This is a genomic window from Micromonospora sp. NBRC 110037, from assembly GCF_001652995.1.
Taxonomy (GTDB): domain Bacteria; phylum Actinomycetota; class Actinomycetes; order Mycobacteriales; family Micromonosporaceae; genus Micromonospora; species Micromonospora chalcea.
The window spans coordinates 989,158-1,008,620 of sequence record NZ_BBVA01000002.1; the positions used below are offsets into that span (position 1 = coordinate 989,158).

A 19,463-nucleotide genomic window follows, 5' to 3' on the forward strand; every position below is an offset into this window, starting at 1 on the left:
AAGGGGTCGGAGAGGGGAAAGTCAGTGGATGGTGACGCCGCCGTCGACGAAGATCGTCTGGCCGGTGGTCATGGCGGCGGCGTCGCTCAGCAGGTAGGCGACCGCGTTGGCGACGTCCTGCGGCTGCGCCATCCGGCCCAGCGGGATGCTCGCCATCTTGTCCGCGAGGTACGCCTCGTCGCCACGTACGTCGGAGGTCATGTCGGTGGGCACGATGGTCGGTCCGACGGCGTTGACCCGGATCCGGTCGGGCGCCCACTCCAGGGCCAGCACGCGCGCCATGTGCATCACGCCGGCCTTGCTCACGCAGTAGCCGAGCGTGTTCAGCACCGCGATGTGCCCGTTCGTGGAGCCGATGTTCACCACCGCGCCGCTCGTCTGCCGCAGCGCCGGGTACGCGGCCTGGCACATCCGGAACGTGCCGGTGAGGTTGACGTCCAGGACGTCGGTGAAGTCCTGCTCGGACATCGTGGCCGCCGGCCCGCGCCGGACGATCCCGGCGTTGTTCACCAGCAGGTCCAGGCGGCCGTGGGAGTCCAGGACCTCGTCCACCAGCGCGGCGCAGGAGCCGGCCGACCGGACGTCGACCCGGTGCCGGGTGTGCGCGCCGCCGGACAGCTCGGCCTCGCTCCAGTCGTCGAGCAGGTCGGCCTGGGCCACGGTGGCCCCGCGCTGCGCGAGCGTCGCCGCGATGCGGGCCCCGATGCCGCGGGCCGCCCCGGTCACCACTGCCACCCGGCCGTCGAACCGGTTCGGGTCGGTGTTCATGTCGCGTGTCCTGCCTTTCCGGTCCGGCCACCGGCCGGGCGGGCGTTGCGCACGCCCGACCGGTGCCCCCAACACGTGACGGCGGTCCCGTCCACTGCCGTCACGCGCCGATCACCTTCGTGTCCTCGGCCCAGAAGGCCAGCCGCTTCTGCAGCAGCCGGATCACGAAGTGCGCCACCAGACCCATCAGCGACAGCACCACCAGCACGGCGAACATGCCGGCGATGTCGAAGTTGTAGTTGGTCTGCAGCAGCAGGTAGCCCAGGCCCTCCTTGGCGCCGATGAACTCGCCGACGACCGCGCCGAGGATGGCGAAGACGATGCCGATGTCCAGGCCGGCGAAGATGAACGGCAGCGCGCTGGGCAGCCGCACCATCCGGAAGATCTGCGCCTTGCTCGCGCCGAACACCGTCAGCATCTGGATCTTGTCGGCGTCGGCCGCGCGCAGACCCTCGATGACGTTCACCAGCATCGGGAAGAACGAGATCACCGCGGCCATGACCACCTTGCTGGTCAGGCCGAAACCGAACCAGACCACGAACAGCGGGGCCAGGGCGACCTTGGGCACGGTCTGGAAGGCCACGATGTACGGCATCAGCGTGGCTTCGACGATCTTGATCTGGGAGATGAACGTGCCGAGCACCAGGGCGGCGCCGACGCCGATCACGAACCCGAGCAGCGCCTCCTGCGTGGTCACCCAGAAGTGACCCCAGAACTGGTCGTCGCCGAGCTGCTGCCACAGCGACTCGACCACGCTCGACGGCAGCGGCAGGACGTACTCGTCGACGCCGAGGAGCTGGACGCCGTACTCCCAGGCCAGCACGACCACGACGAAGACCGTCGGGACCAGCCAGAGCTGGGGCTTCTCCCGCAGGTCGAACTTGCGCCGGGCGGGCCGGGCGGACGGCGCCGGTGGCTGGGCCGGCTTGCGGACCAGGTTGCTTGTTGCCATGGCTGTCCCTCGTCAGTCGATTACGCCGGCGGCGTTGAAGTGTCGGCGGATCCGTTCCACATAGACCCCGGCCCGGTCGGACGACATGATGCCGAGGTCACGCGGACGCTCCAGGTCGATGTCCATGACCTCGGCGATCCGGCCCGGCCGGGGGCTGAGCACCACCACGCGGTCGGAGAGGAAGACCGCCTCCGGGATGGAGTGCGTGACCAGCACGATCGTCTGGTTGCTCTCCTGCCAGATCCGCAGCAGCTCCACGTTCATGTACTCGCGGGTCATCGCGTCGAGCGCGCCGAACGGCTCGTCCATCAGCAGCACCGCCGGGTCGTGCACGAGCGCCCGGCAGATGCCGGCCCGCTGCTGCATACCGCCGCTGAGCTCGTGCGGGTACTTCTGCTCGAAGCCGTTGAGACCGACCATCTCGAGCAGTTGCTGCGCGCGTTCCCGGTGCCGGCGGGGATCCAGTCGCTGGATCTCCGCCGGCACCATCACGTTGTCGAAGATGGTGCGCCAGGGCAGCAGCGTCGGTGCCTGGAACACCATCCCGACCTCGGGAAGGGGCTTCGTCACGTCCCGCCCGGCGATCCGTACCGCGCCGCCGGTCTTCGGGCTGAGCCCGGCGAGGATCTTCAGCAAAGTGGTCTTGCCGCACCCGGACGGTCCCACGACCGAGATGAACTCGCCGCGACGTACCGTCAGGTTGATGTCGCTCAACGCCAGGGTCGGTGCCGACTTCCGGGGCCGGTACTCCTTGTCCAGCCCGTCGATCTCGATCCAGGAGTCTTCCGACACCGATGCCGGAGCCTGCGTCTGCGCCCGGCGGGCCGTCGCCTTGATGGCCATCGAAATCCCTTCCGCTGTCCGCTGCTAGGCGGTGTAGTTCGCGGCCTTGCTGAGCACCGCGGCCTTGTCGAAGTTGTTCGCGCCGGAGAGCAGGCTCGGGTCCCAGAGCTTCTTCAGGTCGACGTCACCGGAGATCTGGCCGGCCTCCTTGGTGTACGCCTGGGTCTTCGCCCACTCGTCGTCGCTGATCGCGCCCCAGTCACCGAACTGCTCCGGCTCGCCGCTGGCCGGCGTGGCCGTCTTCAGCCACGCGGCGAGGCTCTCGGTGTCCGCCTTGAGCCGCTCGTCGGCGGACTTGCCGGCGAGGATCTGCGGGAAGACCTTGTAGCCGATCTTCATGGCGGCCTCGGGGTTCTTGGCCGAGAAGAGCATCGCCTTGTACGCCGCGCGCAGGAACCGCTCGTACGAGTCCTTCTTGGCGTCGAAGTCACGGGCGCCGACGCTGAAGGTGAGCGACCGGATGCCGGTGAACACGTCCGGGTTGGTCAGGTACTTCAGCTGGGTGCCGGCGTTCTCGATGACCGCGTACGCCTGGGTGTAGAGCGCCAGCATGTCGACCTTGCCGTCGTTGAGCGCGGCGGCGGCCTGCGCGCCGACGCCCACCGGCAGCAGCTCGACGTCCTTGGCCGGGTCCAGGCCGGCGGCCTTGACGTAGGCGCGGGCGTACGGGGCCGAGCCGGAGGCAAGGCTGATCACGCCGATCTTCTTGCCGCGCAGGTCCGCGCCGCCGGTGATCGGGGAGTCCGGCTTCACCGCCATCACCCACGGCCAGTTCTGCACCAGGCCGCCGATGGCCTTGATCGGCACGTTCTTCTCCACCGCGCCGAGCGCCGAGCCGGCGTCGGCCGGGGTGATGTCGCCGCTGCCGGAGGCGACCGCCTGGAGGGCGGCGACCGAGCCGTCGGCGTTGATCGTCTCGACGGTCAGCTTCTCCTCGGCGAAGTAGCCGAGTTCCTTGGCGACCGCGTAGACGGCCACCTCCTCCTTCGGGCCGATCACGGCCGAGGCGATGGCCATGGTCAGCTTCGCCTCCTTGCCCTCGCCGCCGGCCTCGTCGTCGGAGCCGCCGCCGCAGGCGGAGAGAACCAGCGTGGCGGCCAGCGCCGCCGGGAGCAGTGCCCACTTCCGTTTCATATGCACACACCTCGTCGTGAGTCGGGGGAGACCGCCTCCGCCGCCGTGGCGGCGGAGGCGGGGTATCAGGCGTCGCGGCGCGACGCGACAGTTGCCGTCAGGCGTCGCGCGGCGACGCCCCAGTGCCCTCAGGCGTCGCGCAGCGACGCGACCAGTGCCAGGTCGTTGTAGACGTGCTGCTCGACGATCAGCGCGCCGTCGAGCACGAACACGTCCGCGTAGCGGATGTCCTCGAACGGCGTGCCGTCGAGCCACTCCCCGTACAGCCGCCCGAGCGAGGTCACGGTGACCCGCCCGTTGTCGTCACCCACCAGGTAGCGGTCCCGGTGCTTGCGCACCCACCGGTAGGTCCCGGTCGAGGCGGCCGCCATCTCCCGCAGCGAGGAGTACTCCCGGCCGCCCGGGAAGACCAGCCGGGCCTGCGGCGCGAGGAACGCGCCGGCCTCGTCGAGCCGGCGGTCCTCACACAGCTGCAGGTAGCTGTCGATCAGCCCGGGCGCGTCCGGTGCGCTCATCAGCCGGTCTTCTCGCTCAGCGCCGCCTCCCACTGGTCCCGCAGCGGGTGCTCCGCGGGGCCGTGCTCGGTGAGGATGCGCATCAGGCGGGCCAGCAGCGCGTCCCGCTCGCGGTCGAGGACCTGCTGCTCCTCCTCGGTGGAGGCGAACCCGTCGACGGCGCCCTCGGTCAGCACGCCGGAACGGGTCAGCAGCGCCTCGACCACACGTACCCGCTGCCGGGTCACGTGCAGCTCGGTGGAGAGCTGCAGCACCAGGTCGAGCAGCTTGCCGACCTTGGGGTCTCCGAAGTAGTCGAACTCGGTGCTCATCACGCCTCCGGCTTGGTCGCGGCCAGTACGGCCCAGGGGAAGTGCCACTCGGGACGGTCGCCCCAGCCCTGCGGCTGGACGCCGTTGCGGCGCTCGTCGAACGGGGTCCACGACACGTCGGTCAGGCCCGCCTCGGCGCAGACCTCGATCAGGTCCGAGCCGAACAGGTCGTGGAAGAACGGCTCGTTGTTGCGCTCGGCGTGCTCGTAGACGGTGGCGTCGCGCAGCGGGTCGCCGGTGAGCATGAACTCCAGGAAGCGCAGCGAGCCGCCCGGCTTGAGCAGGCGCGCCGCCTCCACGATCGTTTCCCGGATCGCGGTGGCCGGCATCTCGTGCAGCACCATCGTGCCGGTGACCACGTCGCAGCTGCCCGACTCGATGCCGGTGGCCCGGCCGTCGGCCTGCCGGTAGTCGATCGCCAGTCCGGTCGCCTCGGCCTCGGCGTGGGCCAGCCGTAGACCCGGCGCGGCCAGGTCCACGCCGATCACCTGCGCGGTCGGGTACTTCGCGGGCAGCGGCCGGGTGCTCTTGCCGAAGCCGCATCCGATGTCGACGATCCGGGTCGCCGCGGGCAGCTCGGGCAGGGCGGTCTTGGCGAACAGCGTGTGGAACTTGTAGCCGTCGTTGTCGCGCAGCATGACGATGCGCGCCCCGAACTCGTACACGTAGGCCGACATGTCGTCGGAGAAGAAGCTGCCGGGCTGGATGTGGATGTCGTAGTCGGTGTACCAGTCGGGCAGTTCCAGGTCTGGGTTCAGCTCCAGCGAGCCCTTCGGCTGCTCGGGCACCGACGTCAGCTGGTCGGTCAGCTCCTCGCGGCGGCTGAGCACCGCGTCGCCGGCGACCTTCCACAGCATCTTCTGCTGCACCCGCTCCAGGTGGCTGAACCACGGGTAGAGCGGAAGGCCGCGCAGCACCTGGCTCGCGTCGCCGACCGTGGTGGCCGCCGCGCCGGTGGCGCCGTACTCCTCGCGCAGCGCCGGGTAGACGGTGTCCGCCCAGCGCTTGCGCAGGCCGAGGACGAAGTCCACGGCGGAACGCTCATCCAGGGTGAGGCGCTCCTCGATGTCCAGCATGCGTGTCTCCTCTTCAGGTGGGGGAGGACCGGTCCGCGGCGGGCCGCGACCGGGATGGACGGGTCAGTGGGCGTACCGCACGCGATCTGCGGACGCGGTGTCGTAGCGGCCGAGGAACGCTCCCGCCATGCGTCCCTCGTAGACGGCCTCGAAGGCCGTGCGGGGGGCGTTCGCGTCGCCGACGACGTGGATCCGGGGACCGTCGGGCAGCGCGTCGAGCTGCCGGTACAACTCGTCGGCGGCCTGCGGCGAGCCGGCGTCGACGACTGTGGTGACGCCCTCGACGAGGGTGTCGGCGCCGGCGAGCGGACCGCCCAGGGCGACCGCGTCGGCGCCCGCCGGGCGCGCCGTGCGCATCGGGTGCACCGCGATTCCCAGGTCCGCGAAGCGCTTGAGCAGCGCCAGCCGCGAGTACGTGGTGATCTTGGCGCTCACCGAGGCGGTGGGGGAGACCAGGTGGACGCGGGCGCCGCGCCGGGCCAGCCCTTCGGCCACCGAGGCGGCGGCCCAGGTGCCCTCGTCGTCGAGCACGACGACGGCGCCGGTCGGCCGGAAGTCGGGGTCGCTCAGCGCGTCGACGGCCTGCCAGATGTCGATCACCGGCGGGCCGCCGGGCAGCTCCCGCCGGGTGGGCCGGGAGCCGGTGGCCAGGACGACGTCCTGGTAGCCGCCGGCCAGCACGTCCTCGACGCCGATGCGGTGGTCGAGGCGTACCGGGATGCCGGCGGCCTCGACGTCGCGGGCCAGGTCGCGGGTGAGCAGGCCGAGCCGTTCCCGTCCGGGTACGCGCGCGGCCAGTTCCACCTGCCCGCCGAGGTGCCCGCGCGCCTCGACCACCGACACCTGGTGCCCGGCCCGGTGGGCGGAGAGGGCGGCCTCCAGGCCGGCCGGGCCGCCACCGACGACGAGGACCTTCCGCGCGCCGGACGGTCCGGGCAGCTCCGGCCAGGCCTGCGCCCATTCCCGCTCGGCGCCGACCTCCGGGTTGACCACGCAGGAGATCGGCAGGCTGGTCTCCAGCCGGCCGATGCAGCCCTGGTTGCAGGCGAGGCAGGCGCGTACCTCGTGCTGGCGGCCCTGCTCGGCCTTGCGGACCAGGTGCGGGTCGGCGATGTGCGGGCGGGCCAGGCCGACCAGGTCGGCCTCGCCGGCGGCGACGAGCTCGGCGGCCTCCGGCAGGCTGTCCAGCCGGCACACCGCGAGCACCGGCAGGTCCGGGAACTCCTGCTTGAACAGCGCCGCGTGGTGCCGGAACGGGGCGTGGCCGAAGCTCATGTCCGCCATCTGCGTCGCGAGCGACCAGCTGCCGTGGTAGGCGGAGTGGCTGACGTGCACGTAGGCGAGCGGGAAGTCGGCGCGCAGCTTGCCGACGATCTCCAGCACCGCGGCCGGGTCGAGACCGCCGGGCAGGAACTCGTCGGCGCTGACCCGCAGTCCGACGGGCAGGTCCGGCGCGGCGGCCAGCACCGCGGTGAGCACCTCACGGGTCAGCCGCATCCGGTTGTCTAGGCTGCCGCCGTAGGAGTCGGCGCGGGTGTTGGTGTGCGGCGAGAGGAACTGCTGCAGCAGGTGGCCGTGGCCGGCGTGCACCTCCAGGCCGTCGAAGCCGGCATCACGCATCCGCCGGGCGGCGGCGGCGAACGCCTCGACGACGACGGCGATGTCCCGGCGTCCCATCGCGTGCGGCACGTGTGAGCCGGCCGCCCACGGCACCGGTGACGAGGACCAGGCGGCGGTGCGGGTCGCGTCCCCGTTCGCCTGCCGGCCGGCGTGCATGATCTGGGCGAAGATGCGTGCGCCGTGCTCGTGCACGGCCTCGGTCACCGCCGCGTACGCCGGGATCGACGAGTCGTCGAAGCTGCCGAGGCTGATGCTGCGGCCCGCGCTCGTGGGGTGCACGCGGATCGCCTCGGTGATGATCAGGCCGACGCCGCCCCGGGCGCGCTCCGCGTGGTAGGCCACATGGCGCCCGGTGGGCACGTTGTTCAGTCCGAAGTTGGTGGTGTGACCGGGGACGAAGACCCGGTTCCGCAGTGTGAGACGACCGAGCCGGGTGGGGGAGAGAAGAGCGAGAAGCTTGTCGTCAGGCATGCCTCGGACTTCCTGTTTCGGGCCGCACTCGGCATGGCCGAGAGCGTTCGGTTGAACCGTACGCCGTTCGATTGAGTGGAACGGTAGGGGTGACGCCGGTCTCCGTCAACAGGCTACTGATCGGTAACTTACCGAACCGTACTGCCTCTGACCTGCTGTTCCACTAGGCGGAACGCAAGCGGGCAAGGTTCGTCGATTCGTGGCTCGATCGTTCGGGCGGCCACGGGAGATGACAGTGCCGCCGCCCGGCGACCGGCCGGCGGTCCGCTTCGATCGTTCGGTCGGCCGGGTCGGCACTGTCCGGTTCGGAGCGACGCTCGCCGCGAGGCGGCCGGGTGGGACGTGCCGGCGGTGGCGGGGGTCAGGCAGCGGCGGGGCGCACGTACGGCGTGAGCAGCTCGCGAGCGAGGCCGGTGGCCGAGGGAAGGTCGAGGCCGTTCTCGATCATGCGGCTGAGGGCGTAGACGATCGACTGGATGACCTCGGCCATCCGGTTCGGGTCGCTCGCCCCGTGGTCGGCGAGAGCGGCGCGCAGCGGCGCCTCGAGGCTGTCGTGCAGGAGGCGGCTGGAGGTCGCGAGCACCTCGCTGTTGCCGACTGTCGCCATCGCCCGGGCCAGCGCGTGGTCGCCCCGGGCAACCAGTTGCAGGTTGGCCTCGACGTACGCCAGGATCCGCGACCCGGGCGTGCGGGCCTCGGCCATCCGGTTCTCGACGAAGGCCGACCACCGCGGAAAGGTGTCGGCGACGAGCACGTCGAACATGTCGGTGCGTGACTTGAAGTAGGAGTACGCGCTGGACCGGGCCAGGCCGGCGTGCCGCGCCACGTCGGCGAGGCTGGGGATCTGGTCCGGGTGTTGCGAGAGCAGGGCGCGGGCGGCGTCGAGCAGCGCCGCCCGCTGGGCGGCCCGGTGCTCGGCGACGGTTGAGGCCTGGATCTTCGGCACGCCAACCTCCAAGTCTCCGGTGCGCGCACCGGGTCCGCGTCGCGCCCTGCCGTCGCGGTCAGCTGCTCGTGGCGAGCTTGCCGTCGATCATCTCGTAGACGGTGTCACAGTACTGCAGCACGTCGTGATCGTGAGTGACCATGACCACCGCCACCGACCGCTCCCGTGCCTCCTGGGCGAGCAGCTGGACGATGTCGTGGCTGCGGGCCCGGTCCAGCGCCGCTGTCGGTTCGTCCACCAGCAGCACGGACGGCTGTGTCATGAGCGCCCGGGCGATGCCGACGCGCTGGCGCTCGCCGCCGGAGAGCTGGTGCGGCCGGCGGTCGGCCTTACCGGCCAGGCCGACGTGCGCGAGCATCTCCAGCGGGTCGCGTCCGGCGCGGTCCCGCCGCCCGCCCAGTCGCAGCGGCAGGCGCAGCTGGTCGGCAGCGGTCAGCGCGGGCAGCAGGTTGCCCGACTGGAACACGAACCCGACGTGCCGGCGGCGAAGCTCGGTGCGCGCCCGGCGGCTGGACACGGTCATGTCGTGGCCGGCCACTGTGACGGCGCCCTGATCGGGGCGGGCCAGCCCGCCGGCGACGGCGAGCAGGCTGGACTTGCCCGCGCCGGACGGCCCGACGATCGCGGCCAGCTCACCCGGCGCGACGGTCAGGTCCACGTTGTCGAGCGCGTGCACGGTCTCCGCGCCGTCGCCGTGCCGCAGGTGCACGCCGCGCATGACCAGGCCGAGATCGCTCGGGGCGGTGCCCGTCGTCGAGGGGGACGCTGTGGTCCGGCTGCTCATCGGTTGCCTCCCAGGGCGGTCGCCGGGTCGATGGAGGTGAGGCGGACGACGGCGGCTGCCGCGCCGACCAGGCCGAGCACGAGCAGTCCGGCCGCGGCGGCGGCGATGCTCTGCGGGTGCAGCGCGAACGGCACGTTGCCGCCGGAGATCAGCGCGCCGAGGCCGAGTCCGATCCCCATGCCGACGGCGATGGCGAGGGCCAGCAGGATCAGCGCCTGGGTGAGGGCGTCGCGCAGCACCCAGCCGGTCGAGGCGCCCAGCGCCCGCAGCACGGCGACCTCCTGCTTGCGCTGGATCGCCCAGACCGCGAAGAACGCGCCGGCCACGAGCGCCGAGATCGCGTAGAGGAAGCCCTGTATCAGCTGGAGCGTCGTCGTCTCGGCGGTGTAGCCCGGCGAGGCGCCGTAGGACTCCTCCAGCGTCAGGCTCTCCGTGCCGGCGGCCTTGTCGCCCGCGGCCAGGTCCACCGAGTCGCCGTCGGCCGCGCGGACCGCGACGGCGGTGATCTCCGGGGTGGCCTGCGCCGGCACCTGCGTGCCGGCCGGCGTGCCGGACTTGACCGCCTGCCACGTGGCCAGCGGTACGTACGCCACGTCGACGTGGCCGAAGGTGTCCTGCTGCTCGGTGACGCCGACGACCCGCAGCTTCGTGCCGAGCCGGTCCACCGTCACGGTGTCGCCGACGCGCAGGCCCGCGTCGACGGCGGTGGGGCTCACCACGATCCCGTCCGCCGGGCCGAGCCGGTCGCCCTCGCTGACCGCGGGCGACAGGAACGAGTCGGTCTCGACGCCGAACAGCGCCAGGTCGACCTCGGTGCCCCGGTCGGTACGCCCGTTGATGAGCGTGTTGCCGAACGGGGTCGCCTCCGCCACCCCGGGCTGCTCGCGCCAGGTGTCCACCGTCGAGGCGTCCACCACGCTGCGCGAGAACGCCGAGTCGTGCTGCACGCCGTGGGCGAACGCGAACGAGGTGACCGGAAGGTTCTGCAGCCCGGAGACGCCGTCGCGGACCAGCCCGACGGACAGGCCGGACAGCATCACCATCAGCACCGAGATCAGCACGATCACGGCTCCCATCAGGGCGAATCGCAGCCGCGCGAACCCCAGCTCACGAATGGCCAGGAACATCAGCCGCCACCTCTCATGTTTGTCGACACCATGTCGCGATCTTATCAACGCGGTGTCGGCAAAAAGCGGGACGCGGCGATGTCTACCCGACCACAATCCGTGACGGCGCGGCCGGTCAGCCGGGCGAGGGCAGCGTCCCGCGCTCCCGCGTCAGGTACGTCTCGATGCGGGCGAACGCCCCGGTCCACACCTCGGTGGCGAAGAAGTCGCGCAGCTCCGGGGCCGGGAAGCCGCTCTGCGTCACGGTCATCAGCGTGCCGCCGTCCTTCTCCTCGAAGGTGACCTCGACGCGGGTGGTCATCGTCTCGCCGTCCGGGCTGCTGCCGGAGGACTCGGTGACCAGGCGGTGCGGGCGGTCGATCTCCAGGAACGTCTGGGTCTCGCGGAACAGCATGTCGGGGGAGGGCCCCCAGACGGCTGTCTGCTTCCCGCCGACCCGCAGGTCGACGTCGATCTCCACGATGCCCGGCTCCTCGTCCAGGATGCCGAACCAGATCTTCTGTTTGCCGGCGTCGGTGTAGGCGTCGAACGCCTCCTCAGGCGTGCCCGGAAGCTGTCGGGTCAGGTGGATCTGGAGCGTCATGGTCACGGTCCTCCGTGGTGAGAGTGAGATAGGCGTCGAGGCCGTCCAGGCGGCGTGCCCAGAGGCGCCGGTAGAAGCTGATCCAGGCCATCGCCGTGTCCAGCGGGGCCTCGCTGAGCCGGCACTGTCGGGACCGGCCGACCTTCTGCGTCACCACGAGACCGGCGTCCTCCAGCGCGCGGACGTGCTTGCGCATGCCGGTGAGGCTCATCCCGGTGGGCCCGGTGAGCTCGCTGATGGTGGCCGGACCCGTGCCGAGCCGGATCAGGATGTCGCGTCGGGTGGGGTCGGCCAGGCTGGCGAAGACCCGGTCGAGCGTCTCTTGCTGAACCACATGGTTCACCGTACAACACTGAACCCCTTGGTTCACCATTGCCGCGCATTCGGCGTGCATTTCGCCGTCGAGTGGTCTGACCACTGGGGGTGATCGAGGCGCGGTCCGCCGTTCGGCCCGATCGCCTCGTGCATTCGGCCGGGGCCGGCTCAGTTGCTCGGCCCGCTGGCCGGAGCCCGGTCCCGACCTGCGGGAATGTTCCCCGATTCCGGTAACGGAAAGGTCACGAGGTATTCCTGTGCCGTGCTTGCGCTCGGTACGTTCCACGAGGCATGAGGTCAGACCTCACTCCTCATGCCTCTAGCTGACGAGGTGAGTAGACCAGTGCAGGAACCCGCCCCCCGCTACGCCGGATACCGGTCCTTCGACTACCTGGTGCCGCATGTGGACTACAAGGTCTTCGAGCTCGCGCCACAGATCGGCCGGGTGCCGGAACACGACCTTGGCCTGACCGACGACCAGCGTGCCCGCGTCTCCCGGCTGCTGCGCGAGCACATGGCCATCTCGCTGCACGAGCACCCGAAGATCCTGCCGGCCGACGTGACGCAGTTGCGCGACTACAACCGCACCGGCCGCAACTCCTTCGGGTTCGAGGGCCTGGCCCGGTCCGGCATGACCGCGGTCTTCGACAACTTCATGAACGGCACCGGCTGCGTGACCAGCGAGCACGCCTGGAAGTGGGACGACGTCATCTACGACATCGGCCTGCGCTTCGCCGACGTCGCCAAGCAGGACCACGTGGTGGTGGCGACCACGCTCGAACAGATCTTCGAGGCCAAGCGCAACGGGCAGATCGCCCTGGTGGCCGGCCTGGAAGCAGCCACGATGATCGAGAACGAGCTGGACCGGATCGACATCCTCTACGGCTTCGGCGTACGCCAGATGGGCATCGCGTACAGCCAGGCGAACATGCTCGGTTCCGGCCTCTCCGAGGACCGCGACGGCGGGTTGACCCACTTCGGCCGGCGCGCGGTGGACCGGATGAACAAGCTCGGGATCGCCATCGACATCTCGCACTCCGGCGACCAGACGTCGCTGGACGTGATCGAGGCCAGCCGGGTGCCGGTGTTCATCACCCACGCCGGCGCCCGCTCGGTCTGGGACACCTCCCGGATGAAGCCGGACGAGGTGATCCGGGCCTGCGCCGAGCGGGGTGGCGTGATCGGCATCGAGGCCGCCCCGCACACCACGCTCTCGCAGGCGCACCAGCACCACTCGATCGAGTCGGTGATGGACCACTTCACCTACTGCGTGGACCTGGTCGGCATCGACCACGTCACGTTCGGTCCGGACACCATGTTCGGCGACCACGTGGGGGTGCACGACACCTACGCCGGCAACTACGCCCACGACGCCGGCAACCGTCCGCAGCACCCGCGGGTGGAGTACGTGTCCGGGCTGGAGAATCCGGGCGAGGCGTTCGGGAACATCGTGGGCTGGCTGGTGGCGCACGACTACTCCGACGACGAGATCGCCAAGGTGATCGGCGGCAACACCATCCGGGTGCTGGAGCAGGTGTGGTGAGGCCGTGCCGGTGATCGTCCGAGCGGACGTGGACGAACTACACTCCGTACGCCGACGCGGCGGCGGGCAGTGATGAGGTGAGGGCGGATGGCTCGGCGGGAAACCGCGCTACAGGCGGCGCACGGCCGGCTGCGGCAGCTGATCGGCAGCGAGTTCCGGTCGGGTGAGAAGCTGCCCAACGAGCGGGACCTGGCCGATCGTCTGGAGGTCAGCCGCGCGACGGTGCGCGAGGTGCTGGGGCAGCTCGCCGCCGAGGGGGTGGTGACCCGGACCTGGGGGATCGGCACCTTCGTGCACGACGACGCCGAGCGGGTGCCGGTGTCCATCGGTGACGTCACCGCGCTGCGGGACCGGATCACCGCCACGGGTCACCGTCCGACGCTTCAGGACGCGTCGGTCAGCCGGGCGAAGTGCCCGGCCGACTGCGCGCGCGTCCTCGGACTGGAGCCGGGCTCGCCGGTGTGGCGGGTCGACCGGCTCTTCGCCGTGGACGGGGTCCCGGCGGCCTGGATCCGTGATCACCTGCCGCTGCGGTTCGACGGCCGCGACCTCGACCCGTCCGGGCTGCTCAGCATCGACCTGGACATGTTCGAGTTCCTGGCCAGCGCGACCGGCATGCCGGTGCGGCGGGCGGAGATCGAACTCACCGCGGTGCTCGCCGACGACGAGGCCACCGAGCGGCTCGGCGTGGCGGTCGGACATCCGCTGGTCACCGCGACCCAGGTCGGTTACGGGACGGGCGGAGCGGCGCTGTTCCACGGCCACATCACGGTTCGCACCGACGTGTTGACGCTGCGGATCAGCCGCGGCGGGGCTCCGGAACCGGCCCCACCGGCCGGGTAGCCGGCGGCCCCGCGACGCGGGGTCGCGGGGCCGCCGTCCGGACGTCACCGGGGTCGGGGTACGCCGGTCAGGTGAGTGTGCAGGACTGGCCGTTGAGGGTGAACGAGCTGGGCCGCCCGGCGTTGCCGGTGTGCGTGGCCTGGAAGCCGATGGTGGTCGAGCCGCCGGCCGGGATGGCCGCGTTGTAGGAGACGTTGCGCGCCGTCACCTGGCCCGAGGAGGGGGAGTACGAGGCGTTCCAGCCGGAGGTGATGGTCTGGCCGCCGGGCAGCGTGAACGCCAGCGACCAGCCGTTCACCGCGGTCGAGCCGGTGTTGCTGATGGTGATGTTCTCGGTCAGGCCGTTGTTCCAGGCGTTCAGCTCGATGCGCACCGAGCAGGCGCCGGTGCCGGGCGGCGGCGTGGTCGGTCCCGGCGGCGGGGTGGTGGGGCCGGGCGGGGGCGTGGTCGGCCCCGGCGGCGGAGTGGTCGGTCCCGGCGGGGGCGTGGTCGGCCCGGGCGTGCTGGTCAGGCCGAAGAAGGCGATCGCCGCCGCAGCCATGCCGGACGACGGCAGGCTGTGCCCGGCGCCCTGGATGCTGTACGCCTCGACCTGCACGGTGCCGGTGGAGTCGGCGTAGCGCCGCCGGTTCCAGCCGGACTGCGGCGTGTCGGTGGAGGTGGGGTTCTGGCTGAGCCCGAACACGTTCGTCCACTGCTCGATCGTCTCCTGCAGCAGCGAGTACGGCACGAGCGTGTCGTTGGTGCCGTGCCACAGCTGCACGCGGGGACGCGGCCCGGTGTAGCCGGGGTACGCCTGGCGGACCGCGTCACCCCACTGCTGCGGGGTGCGGTTCATGTTCCCGCCGGTGCACTGGCTGGACCCGGGCGGGTAGTCGGAGGCGCCGGCGAAGCAGTTGAACGGCACCCCCATGAACGCCGCGCCCGCCTTGAAGACGTCCGGGTAGAGCGCCAGCATGTGGTTGGTCATCATGCCGCCGGACGAGCTGCCGGTGGCGTAGACCCGGTCCGGGTCGGCGCCGTACTGCTGCTGCACGTAGCGGACCATCGAGATGAGCGACACCGGGTCACTGCCGCCGCCGCGGCGCTTGGCCGCGTCGGACCAGGTGTCGAAGCAGTTGCCGAACCCGGCCTGCTGGGTGGCGCTGGGATAGATCACGATGAAGCCGTACCGGTCGGCCAGCCCGGCGAACTCGCTGCCGGAGTAGAAGCCGGGGCCGGAACCGCCGCAGCCGTGCATGGCCACCACCGTGGCCGGCCGGGACGGGCGGTTGTCCGGCACGTAGACGTGCATGCGCATGCGCCCGGGGTTGTCGCCGAAGCTGGTCACCTCGGCCAGCGACGCCGCGTACGCGGGTTGCACGGTGGGGATCACCAGGCCGGCCGCCACCAGCGACGCGGCCAGGGCCACCACCATCTTGGCTCTGATTCTCACGGAGACTCCTTCGATCGCCTGTGTGCAGGCGGGAATGAGCGGTCACGCGCCGCGCCGGCCGCCCGGACGGCAGCGGTGTCGCGCCTCGCTCACGGAATGTGGCTTGCCCGGCCCGGCTCCGCGCTCATATGGCACATAGTGTTCCCGTCGGGCGGTGAACTGTCAATCGAAGCACGCCGATATGCTGCGGCGGCGTTCGTCTAGAGTCGATGCTCCGTCCCTGAGCCGAGCCCGGAGCGCGTGTGCCAAGCCCGTTCGACATCGAGGAGATCTACCCGGACGAGGCGCCCACGCCACGGCTGCCTCGGCGGCAGGCCGGCACCTCGCCGCAGAGCGTGGCGGTGACCCTCCTGGCCGACTACACGCTGCGTACCCGGGCCCCGCTGCCGTCCGCCGCGATCGTCGAGCTGCTCGCCGAGACCGGGGTGACGAGCGCCGGCGCGCGTACCGCGATCAGCCGGCTGGCCCGGCGCGGCGTGCTGGAGGGCAGCCGGCAGGGCCGCAACAGCTTCTACCGGCTCAGTCGTGGCGCCGCCGCCGACCTCTCCGCCGGCGGGAGCTGGATCGTCGCCTCCACCGCCGACACGCAGGCGTGGGACGGGTGCTGGACGGTGGTCGCGTTCTCGCTGCCGCAGGACCGCGGCACGCAGCGCCGCGCCCTGCGCGGGCAACTGCGCTGGCTCGGCTTCGCGCCGCTGTACGACGGGCTGTGGATCTCCCCGTACGAGCTGGCGGAGCCGGCCCGGTCGCGACTGGCGCAGCTCGCGCCCGGCGCGGTCACCGTGTTCCGGGGCCGGCAGGACGCGCTCGACGTGACCGGCCAGCGCGCCCCCGTCGACGCCTGGGACATCGCCGCGATCAGCGCCCAGTACGAGGATTTCCTGCGCCGGTGGACCCCGCTGGCGTCCCGGCTGGAGTCGGTCGACGGTCCGGCGGCGGTGCGGGCCCGCACCGAGGTGATGGACACCTACCGGCGGTTCCCCACGCTCGACCCGCGGCTGCCGCTGGAGCTGCTTCCGGCCGGATGGCTGCGCCGGCCGGCCCGGGACCTGTTCACCGCCGTCTACGACGGACTGGCCGAACCCGCGCAACGGCACGTGCGGGCGGTCGTCGCGCGGTTCGCCGATCCGGTGCCGCCCGGCATCCAGGCGCACACGACCGCCGACATGCTCGCCGGCGTACGCGAGGACGCCTGCGGGGCGGGCCCGGACTGACCGCCGGACGTCCCGTGGACACATCGGCGCCGGTGAGTCTATGGTCACGGGACTGCGGTGACCGCGAGGAGTGGCCATGAGCGTTCGCGTCTCCCTCGACGAGCTGCTCGGCGACGAGGTGCGGCGCGACCCGTACCCCTTCTACGCCCGGCTGCACGAGGCGGGGGAGGCGGCCCGGCTGCGGCCGGGCGACCCGCACGCGCTCGTCGTGCACGGCTACGAAGCGGTCAACCGGGTGCTGCGCGACCCGGTGTTCCGGGTGCTCGGCGCCGACTACCTGGACCGGGCCGGCGTCCGCTGGCGCCAGCACCAGGTGACCCGGATCCTCCAGTCGTCCATGCTCAACGCCGCCGAACGCGACCACCTCCGGGTCCGGCACCTGTTCTCCCAGGCGCTCACCCCGCGCCGGGTCGCCGCGCTGGAACCGGCCATCGGGCGCATCGCCGACGACCTGCTCGACCGGCTCGCCGAGGCGGGCGCGGCCGGCCGGCCCGTCGACTTCATGGCGCGCTTCGCGCTGCGGCTGCCCAGCGACGTCATCGGCGAGCTGCTGGGCGTGCCGGAGGAGGACCGGGAGTGGTTCCCGCCCCGGGTCCGCGCGTTCGACGCGGTGCTGGAGATCGGCCGCCGGTCCATGCGCGAGGTCCGGGCCGCCAACGTCGCGGCGGCGGAGCTGACCGCGTACTTCACCGACCTGGTCGCCGCGCGCCGGGCGACCCCGCGTGACGACTTCGTCTCCGCGCTGCTGCGCGGCCTGGACGACGAACCCGGCCGGCTGACCGCCGACGAGCTGCTCGCCAACCTGATCATCATGTACAACGCCGGGTTCCGGACCACCGCGAACCTGCTCGGCAACGGGCTGGTGCTGCTCACCGAACGGCCGGACGCGCGGGCCGCGCTGCGCGCCGACCCGTCGGTGGCGGCGTCCTACGTGGAGGAGATCCTGCGGTACGAGCCGCCGGTGCACTTCGCGGTCCGGTACGCCGCGGTGGACACCGAGGTCGCCGGCCTGCCGGTGCCGGCCGGGCGGACGGTGGTCGTGCTGACCGGCGCGGCGAACCGGGATCCGCGCCGCTTCCCCGACCCGGACCGGTTCGACCCGTCCCGCGCCGACAACCGGCACCTGGCGTTCAGCGCCGGGCCGCACTACTGCTTCGGGGCGACGCTGGCCCGGGCCGAGGGGCGGCTGGTGCTGCCCCGCCTGCTGGACCGCTTCCCGGCGCTGACCGCCGAACCGGGGCCGCGCCGCGCGCTGATGCTGCGCGGGTACGACCGGCTGCCGGTACGGCTGACCGATCGGGTGCCTTGTCAAACCAACCTGATCGAGTAAGGTCGATGCTACGCGGAGTGTCCGCTCCGCGCCTCACAGGTTCCGTCGAGCAGGTCGAGCGCGCCGCCAGGCACCGTGGAAGGGAAACACCGGACATGACCGATGAGATCCGCGCGTTCCTCCTCGCCGCACTGACCGAGATGAAGTACGACGTCGGCGACGTCGACGACGACACCGTCTTCGGCCCGGCCGGGCTCGACGTGGACTCCCTCGGCCTGGCCGAGCTCGCGGTGCGGGTGGAGGACCGGTTCGGGGTCGCGTTCGACGACGACGAGGCGGAGGAGCTGGCGATGATGACAGTCGGCGAGTTCAGCCGCGCGGTCGCGGCGCGGATCGCCCCGGCCTCGGCGCACTGACCGATGCCAGGGCACGGCACCCGGCCGCGTCACGCCCCGGCGCGCCGGTTCCGGTGAGCGTGCGCGAACGGGTCACGGTCACCGGCATCGGGCTCGTCAGCCCGGTCGGCGCGACCGCCGCCGAGGTGTTCGACGCGGTCTGCGACGGCCGCTCCGGGCTCACCCGGCCACCGCACGACCATCCGCTGCACGGCGTCGTCGACGTCGCCGCGTTCGCCCCGGCGATCGATCCGGCCACCGTGCTGCCCGGCCCGGAGTCCCGCGTCGTGGACCGGTCGATAGTCATGGTGCTGCGCGCGGCCGAGGACGCGCTCGCCGACGCCGGACTGCGGATCGGCCACGACGTCGACAGCTACCGGGTGGCGGTCGTCGTCTCCGGCGTCGGCGGACTGTCCACGCTGGAGGAACAGGTGCTCGCCCGCGCCGGGCGCGGACGGTTCGGGGTCAGCCCGTACATGCTGCCCGGCACGCTGCCCAACATGGGCGCGGCCCGGATCGCGATCAAGTTCGGCATCCACGGCTACACCTCGTCGATCGGCACGGCGTGCGCGGCCGGCGCGCAGTCGATCGGCGAGGCGCTGCGCATCCTGCGCGCCGGCGACGCGGACGTGGTGCTCGCCGGATGCGCCGAGGCGCCGCTGTTCCCGACGTTCGCCGACGCGTTCGGCAACGCCCGGGCGCTCGCCCGCGGCTGGGCCGACCCGGCCGCCGCGAGCCGCCCCTTCGACCGCCGCCGCAACGGGCTCGTCCTCGGCGAGGGCGCCGGGGTGTTCGTGCTGGAACGCGCCGCGCACGCCGCCGCGCGCGGCGCCCGCCGGCACGCCGACGTGCTCGGCTGGGGCGCCACCAACGACGCCCACCATCCGACCACGCCGCGTCCGGACGGCGCCGGCGCGGCCCGGTGCATGCGCCTGGCCGTCCGCGACGCCGGTCTGGAGCCCGCCGACATCGGGTACGTCAACGCGCACGGCACCAGCACCCGGGCCGGGGACGCCGCCGAGCTGGCCGCGCTCGCCGACGTCTACGGCGCGGAAGCGCCGCCGCTGAGTTCGACGAAGGGCGTCACCGGGCACATGCTCGGCGTCTCCGGCGTGATCGAGGCGGCGATCGCGGTCGAGGCGCTGCGCCGCGGCCTGCTGCCGCCCACCCGCAACCTGGACGAGCCGGAGCGCGACGGCGAGGTCGACCACATCCGTGGGCGGGCACGCGCGACGACGGTGGACGCGGTGCTGTCGAACTCGTTCGGCTTCGGCGGCCACAACGTCAGCCTCGTCCTGGCGCGGCCCGCCTGAGCGGC

At 72.0% G+C, this 19,463-nt stretch carries 20 protein-coding genes; 6 read left to right on the forward strand and 14 right to left on the reverse strand.

Annotation, left to right across the window (positions count from 1 at the left end):
* Positions 1-21: 21 nt before the first annotated feature.
* The 13 genes from A4R25_RS03500 to A4R25_RS03560 all read right to left on the reverse strand — a co-directional run bounded on the left by A4R25_RS03500 (position 22) and on the right by A4R25_RS03560 (position 11,464).
* Positions 22-768 (reverse strand): SDR family NAD(P)-dependent oxidoreductase, encoded by a 747-nt coding sequence (locus A4R25_RS03500; RefSeq protein WP_043323206.1) that lies wholly within the window; start codon positions 766-768, stop codon positions 22-24.
* 100 nt (positions 769-868) lie between these two features.
* Entirely contained in the window at positions 869-1,720 is an 852-nt protein-coding gene (locus A4R25_RS03505) for an ABC transporter permease (protein WP_043323208.1), read from the reverse strand.
* Positions 1,721-1,732: 12 nt separating this feature from the next.
* Entirely contained in the window at positions 1,733-2,563 is an 831-nt protein-coding gene (locus A4R25_RS03510) for an ABC transporter ATP-binding protein (protein ID WP_082930903.1), read from the reverse strand.
* Positions 2,564-2,587: 24 nt separating this feature from the next.
* Positions 2,588-3,697 carry an ABC transporter substrate-binding protein gene (locus A4R25_RS03515; RefSeq protein WP_043323209.1) on the reverse strand — a complete coding sequence of 370 codons (1,110 nt, stop codon included), beginning with the start codon at positions 3,695-3,697 and terminating at the stop codon, positions 2,588-2,590.
* 128 nt (positions 3,698-3,825) lie between these two features.
* Entirely contained in the window at positions 3,826-4,212 is a 387-nt protein-coding gene (locus tag A4R25_RS03520) for a hypothetical protein (protein WP_043323211.1), read from the reverse strand.
* Positions 4,212-4,523 (reverse strand): hypothetical protein, encoded by a 312-nt coding sequence (locus tag A4R25_RS03525; RefSeq protein ID WP_064445583.1) that lies wholly within the window; start codon positions 4,521-4,523, stop codon positions 4,212-4,214. The genes A4R25_RS03520 and A4R25_RS03525 overlap by 1 nt, the downstream gene beginning before the upstream one ends.
* Entirely contained in the window at positions 4,523-5,599 is a 1,077-nt protein-coding gene (locus A4R25_RS03530) for a class I SAM-dependent methyltransferase (RefSeq protein ID WP_064445584.1), read from the reverse strand. Before A4R25_RS03530 ends, A4R25_RS03525 begins: the two co-directional genes overlap by 1 nt.
* A 63-nt stretch (positions 5,600-5,662) precedes the next feature.
* Positions 5,663-7,690 carry an FAD-dependent oxidoreductase gene (locus tag A4R25_RS03535; RefSeq protein ID WP_043323219.1) on the reverse strand — a complete coding sequence of 676 codons (2,028 nt, stop codon included), beginning with the start codon at positions 7,688-7,690 and terminating at the stop codon, positions 5,663-5,665.
* A 361-nt stretch (positions 7,691-8,051) separates the two neighbouring features.
* Positions 8,052-8,636 carry a TetR/AcrR family transcriptional regulator gene (locus tag A4R25_RS03540; protein WP_043323222.1) on the reverse strand — a complete coding sequence of 195 codons (585 nt, stop codon included), beginning with the start codon at positions 8,634-8,636 and terminating at the stop codon, positions 8,052-8,054.
* A 58-nt stretch (positions 8,637-8,694) separates the two neighbouring features.
* On the reverse strand, positions 8,695-9,420 hold the full coding sequence (locus A4R25_RS03545) for an ABC transporter ATP-binding protein (RefSeq protein ID WP_064445585.1): 726 nt from the start codon (positions 9,418-9,420) through the stop codon (positions 8,695-8,697).
* On the reverse strand, positions 9,417-10,547 hold the full coding sequence (locus A4R25_RS03550; RefSeq protein WP_064445586.1) for an ABC transporter permease: 1,131 nt from the start codon (positions 10,545-10,547) through the stop codon (positions 9,417-9,419). The genes A4R25_RS03545 and A4R25_RS03550 overlap by 4 nt, the downstream gene beginning before the upstream one ends.
* A gap of 115 nt (positions 10,548-10,662) precedes the next feature.
* The gene (locus A4R25_RS03555) at positions 10,663-11,130 is read right to left on the reverse strand and encodes an SRPBCC domain-containing protein (protein WP_043323230.1); all 468 of its coding nucleotides are present in this window, start codon (positions 11,128-11,130) and stop codon (positions 10,663-10,665) included.
* Positions 11,084-11,464 (reverse strand): metalloregulator ArsR/SmtB family transcription factor, encoded by a 381-nt coding sequence (locus A4R25_RS03560; protein ID WP_176722809.1) that lies wholly within the window; start codon positions 11,462-11,464, stop codon positions 11,084-11,086. The genes A4R25_RS03555 and A4R25_RS03560 overlap by 47 nt, the downstream gene beginning before the upstream one ends.
* A 324-nt stretch (positions 11,465-11,788) precedes the next feature.
* On the opposite strand from A4R25_RS03560, the gene A4R25_RS03565 reads away from it, so the two are divergent.
* Together A4R25_RS03565 and A4R25_RS03570 are read left to right on the forward strand one after the other, a co-directional pair.
* Positions 11,789-12,988 (forward strand): dipeptidase, encoded by a 1,200-nt coding sequence (locus A4R25_RS03565; protein ID WP_064445587.1) that lies wholly within the window; start codon positions 11,789-11,791, stop codon positions 12,986-12,988.
* An 87-nt stretch (positions 12,989-13,075) separates the two neighbouring features.
* Positions 13,076-13,831, forward strand: coding sequence for a GntR family transcriptional regulator (locus A4R25_RS03570; RefSeq protein WP_064445588.1), 756 nt, complete (start codon positions 13,076-13,078; stop codon positions 13,829-13,831).
* A 67-nt stretch (positions 13,832-13,898) separates the two neighbouring features.
* On the opposite strand, the gene A4R25_RS03575 is transcribed toward A4R25_RS03570, so the two are convergent.
* On the reverse strand, positions 13,899-15,266 hold the full coding sequence (locus A4R25_RS03575; protein ID WP_082930904.1) for a PHB depolymerase family esterase: 1,368 nt from the start codon (positions 15,264-15,266) through the stop codon (positions 13,899-13,901).
* A gap of 242 nt (positions 15,267-15,508) precedes the next feature.
* Here A4R25_RS03575 and A4R25_RS03580 point away from each other — a divergent pair, with 242 nt between their 5' ends.
* The 4 genes from A4R25_RS03580 (at position 15,509) to A4R25_RS03595 (ending at position 19,458) form a co-directional block, all read left to right on the forward strand.
* Complete coding sequence (locus A4R25_RS03580; protein ID WP_064445590.1) at positions 15,509-16,480, forward strand: PaaX family transcriptional regulator C-terminal domain-containing protein; 972 nt, start codon at positions 15,509-15,511, stop codon at positions 16,478-16,480.
* Positions 16,481-16,556: 76 nt separating this feature from the next.
* The gene (locus A4R25_RS03585; protein ID WP_064445591.1) at positions 16,557-17,810 is read left to right on the forward strand and encodes a cytochrome P450; all 1,254 of its coding nucleotides are present in this window, start codon (positions 16,557-16,559) and stop codon (positions 17,808-17,810) included.
* 95 nt (positions 17,811-17,905) lie between these two features.
* Positions 17,906-18,166, forward strand: coding sequence for an acyl carrier protein (locus A4R25_RS03590; protein ID WP_030499102.1), 261 nt, complete (start codon positions 17,906-17,908; stop codon positions 18,164-18,166).
* A gap of 53 nt (positions 18,167-18,219) precedes the next feature.
* Positions 18,220-19,458 carry a beta-ketoacyl synthase gene (locus A4R25_RS03595; protein ID WP_043323254.1) on the forward strand — a complete coding sequence of 413 codons (1,239 nt, stop codon included), beginning with the start codon at positions 18,220-18,222 and terminating at the stop codon, positions 19,456-19,458.
* Positions 19,459-19,463 lie beyond the last annotated feature (5 nt).

Excerpts from the sequence above, each read along its gene's own strand:
- A4R25_RS03500 (WP_043323206.1), bottom strand. The coding sequence starts at position 768 with ATGAACACCGACCCGAACCGGTTCGACGGCCGGGTGGCAGTGGTGACC.
- A4R25_RS03505 (WP_043323208.1), bottom strand. The coding sequence starts at position 1,720 with ATGGCAACAAGCAACCTGGTCCGCAAGCCGGCCCAGCCACCGGCGCCG.
- A4R25_RS03510 (WP_082930903.1), bottom strand. The coding sequence starts at position 2,563 with ATGGCCATCAAGGCGACGGCCCGCCGGGCGCAGACGCAGGCTCCGGCA.
- A4R25_RS03515 (WP_043323209.1), bottom strand. The coding sequence starts at position 3,697 with ATGAAACGGAAGTGGGCACTGCTCCCGGCGGCGCTGGCCGCCACGCTG.
- A4R25_RS03520 (WP_043323211.1), bottom strand. The coding sequence starts at position 4,212 with ATGAGCGCACCGGACGCGCCCGGGCTGATCGACAGCTACCTGCAGCTG.
- A4R25_RS03525 (WP_064445583.1), bottom strand. The coding sequence starts at position 4,523 with ATGAGCACCGAGTTCGACTACTTCGGAGACCCCAAGGTCGGCAAGCTG.
- A4R25_RS03530 (WP_064445584.1), bottom strand. The coding sequence starts at position 5,599 with ATGCTGGACATCGAGGAGCGCCTCACCCTGGATGAGCGTTCCGCCGTG.
- A4R25_RS03535 (WP_043323219.1), bottom strand. The coding sequence starts at position 7,690 with ATGCCTGACGACAAGCTTCTCGCTCTTCTCTCCCCCACCCGGCTCGGT.
- A4R25_RS03545 (WP_064445585.1), bottom strand. The coding sequence starts at position 9,420 with ATGAGCAGCCGGACCACAGCGTCCCCCTCGACGACGGGCACCGCCCCG.
- A4R25_RS03550 (WP_064445586.1), bottom strand. The coding sequence starts at position 10,547 with ATGTTCCTGGCCATTCGTGAGCTGGGGTTCGCGCGGCTGCGATTCGCC.
- A4R25_RS03555 (WP_043323230.1), bottom strand. The coding sequence starts at position 11,130 with ATGACGCTCCAGATCCACCTGACCCGACAGCTTCCGGGCACGCCTGAG.
- A4R25_RS03570 (WP_064445588.1), top strand. The coding sequence starts at position 13,076 with ATGGCTCGGCGGGAAACCGCGCTACAGGCGGCGCACGGCCGGCTGCGG.
- A4R25_RS03585 (WP_064445591.1), top strand. The coding sequence starts at position 16,557 with ATGAGCGTTCGCGTCTCCCTCGACGAGCTGCTCGGCGACGAGGTGCGG.
- A4R25_RS03590 (WP_030499102.1), top strand. The coding sequence starts at position 17,906 with ATGACCGATGAGATCCGCGCGTTCCTCCTCGCCGCACTGACCGAGATG.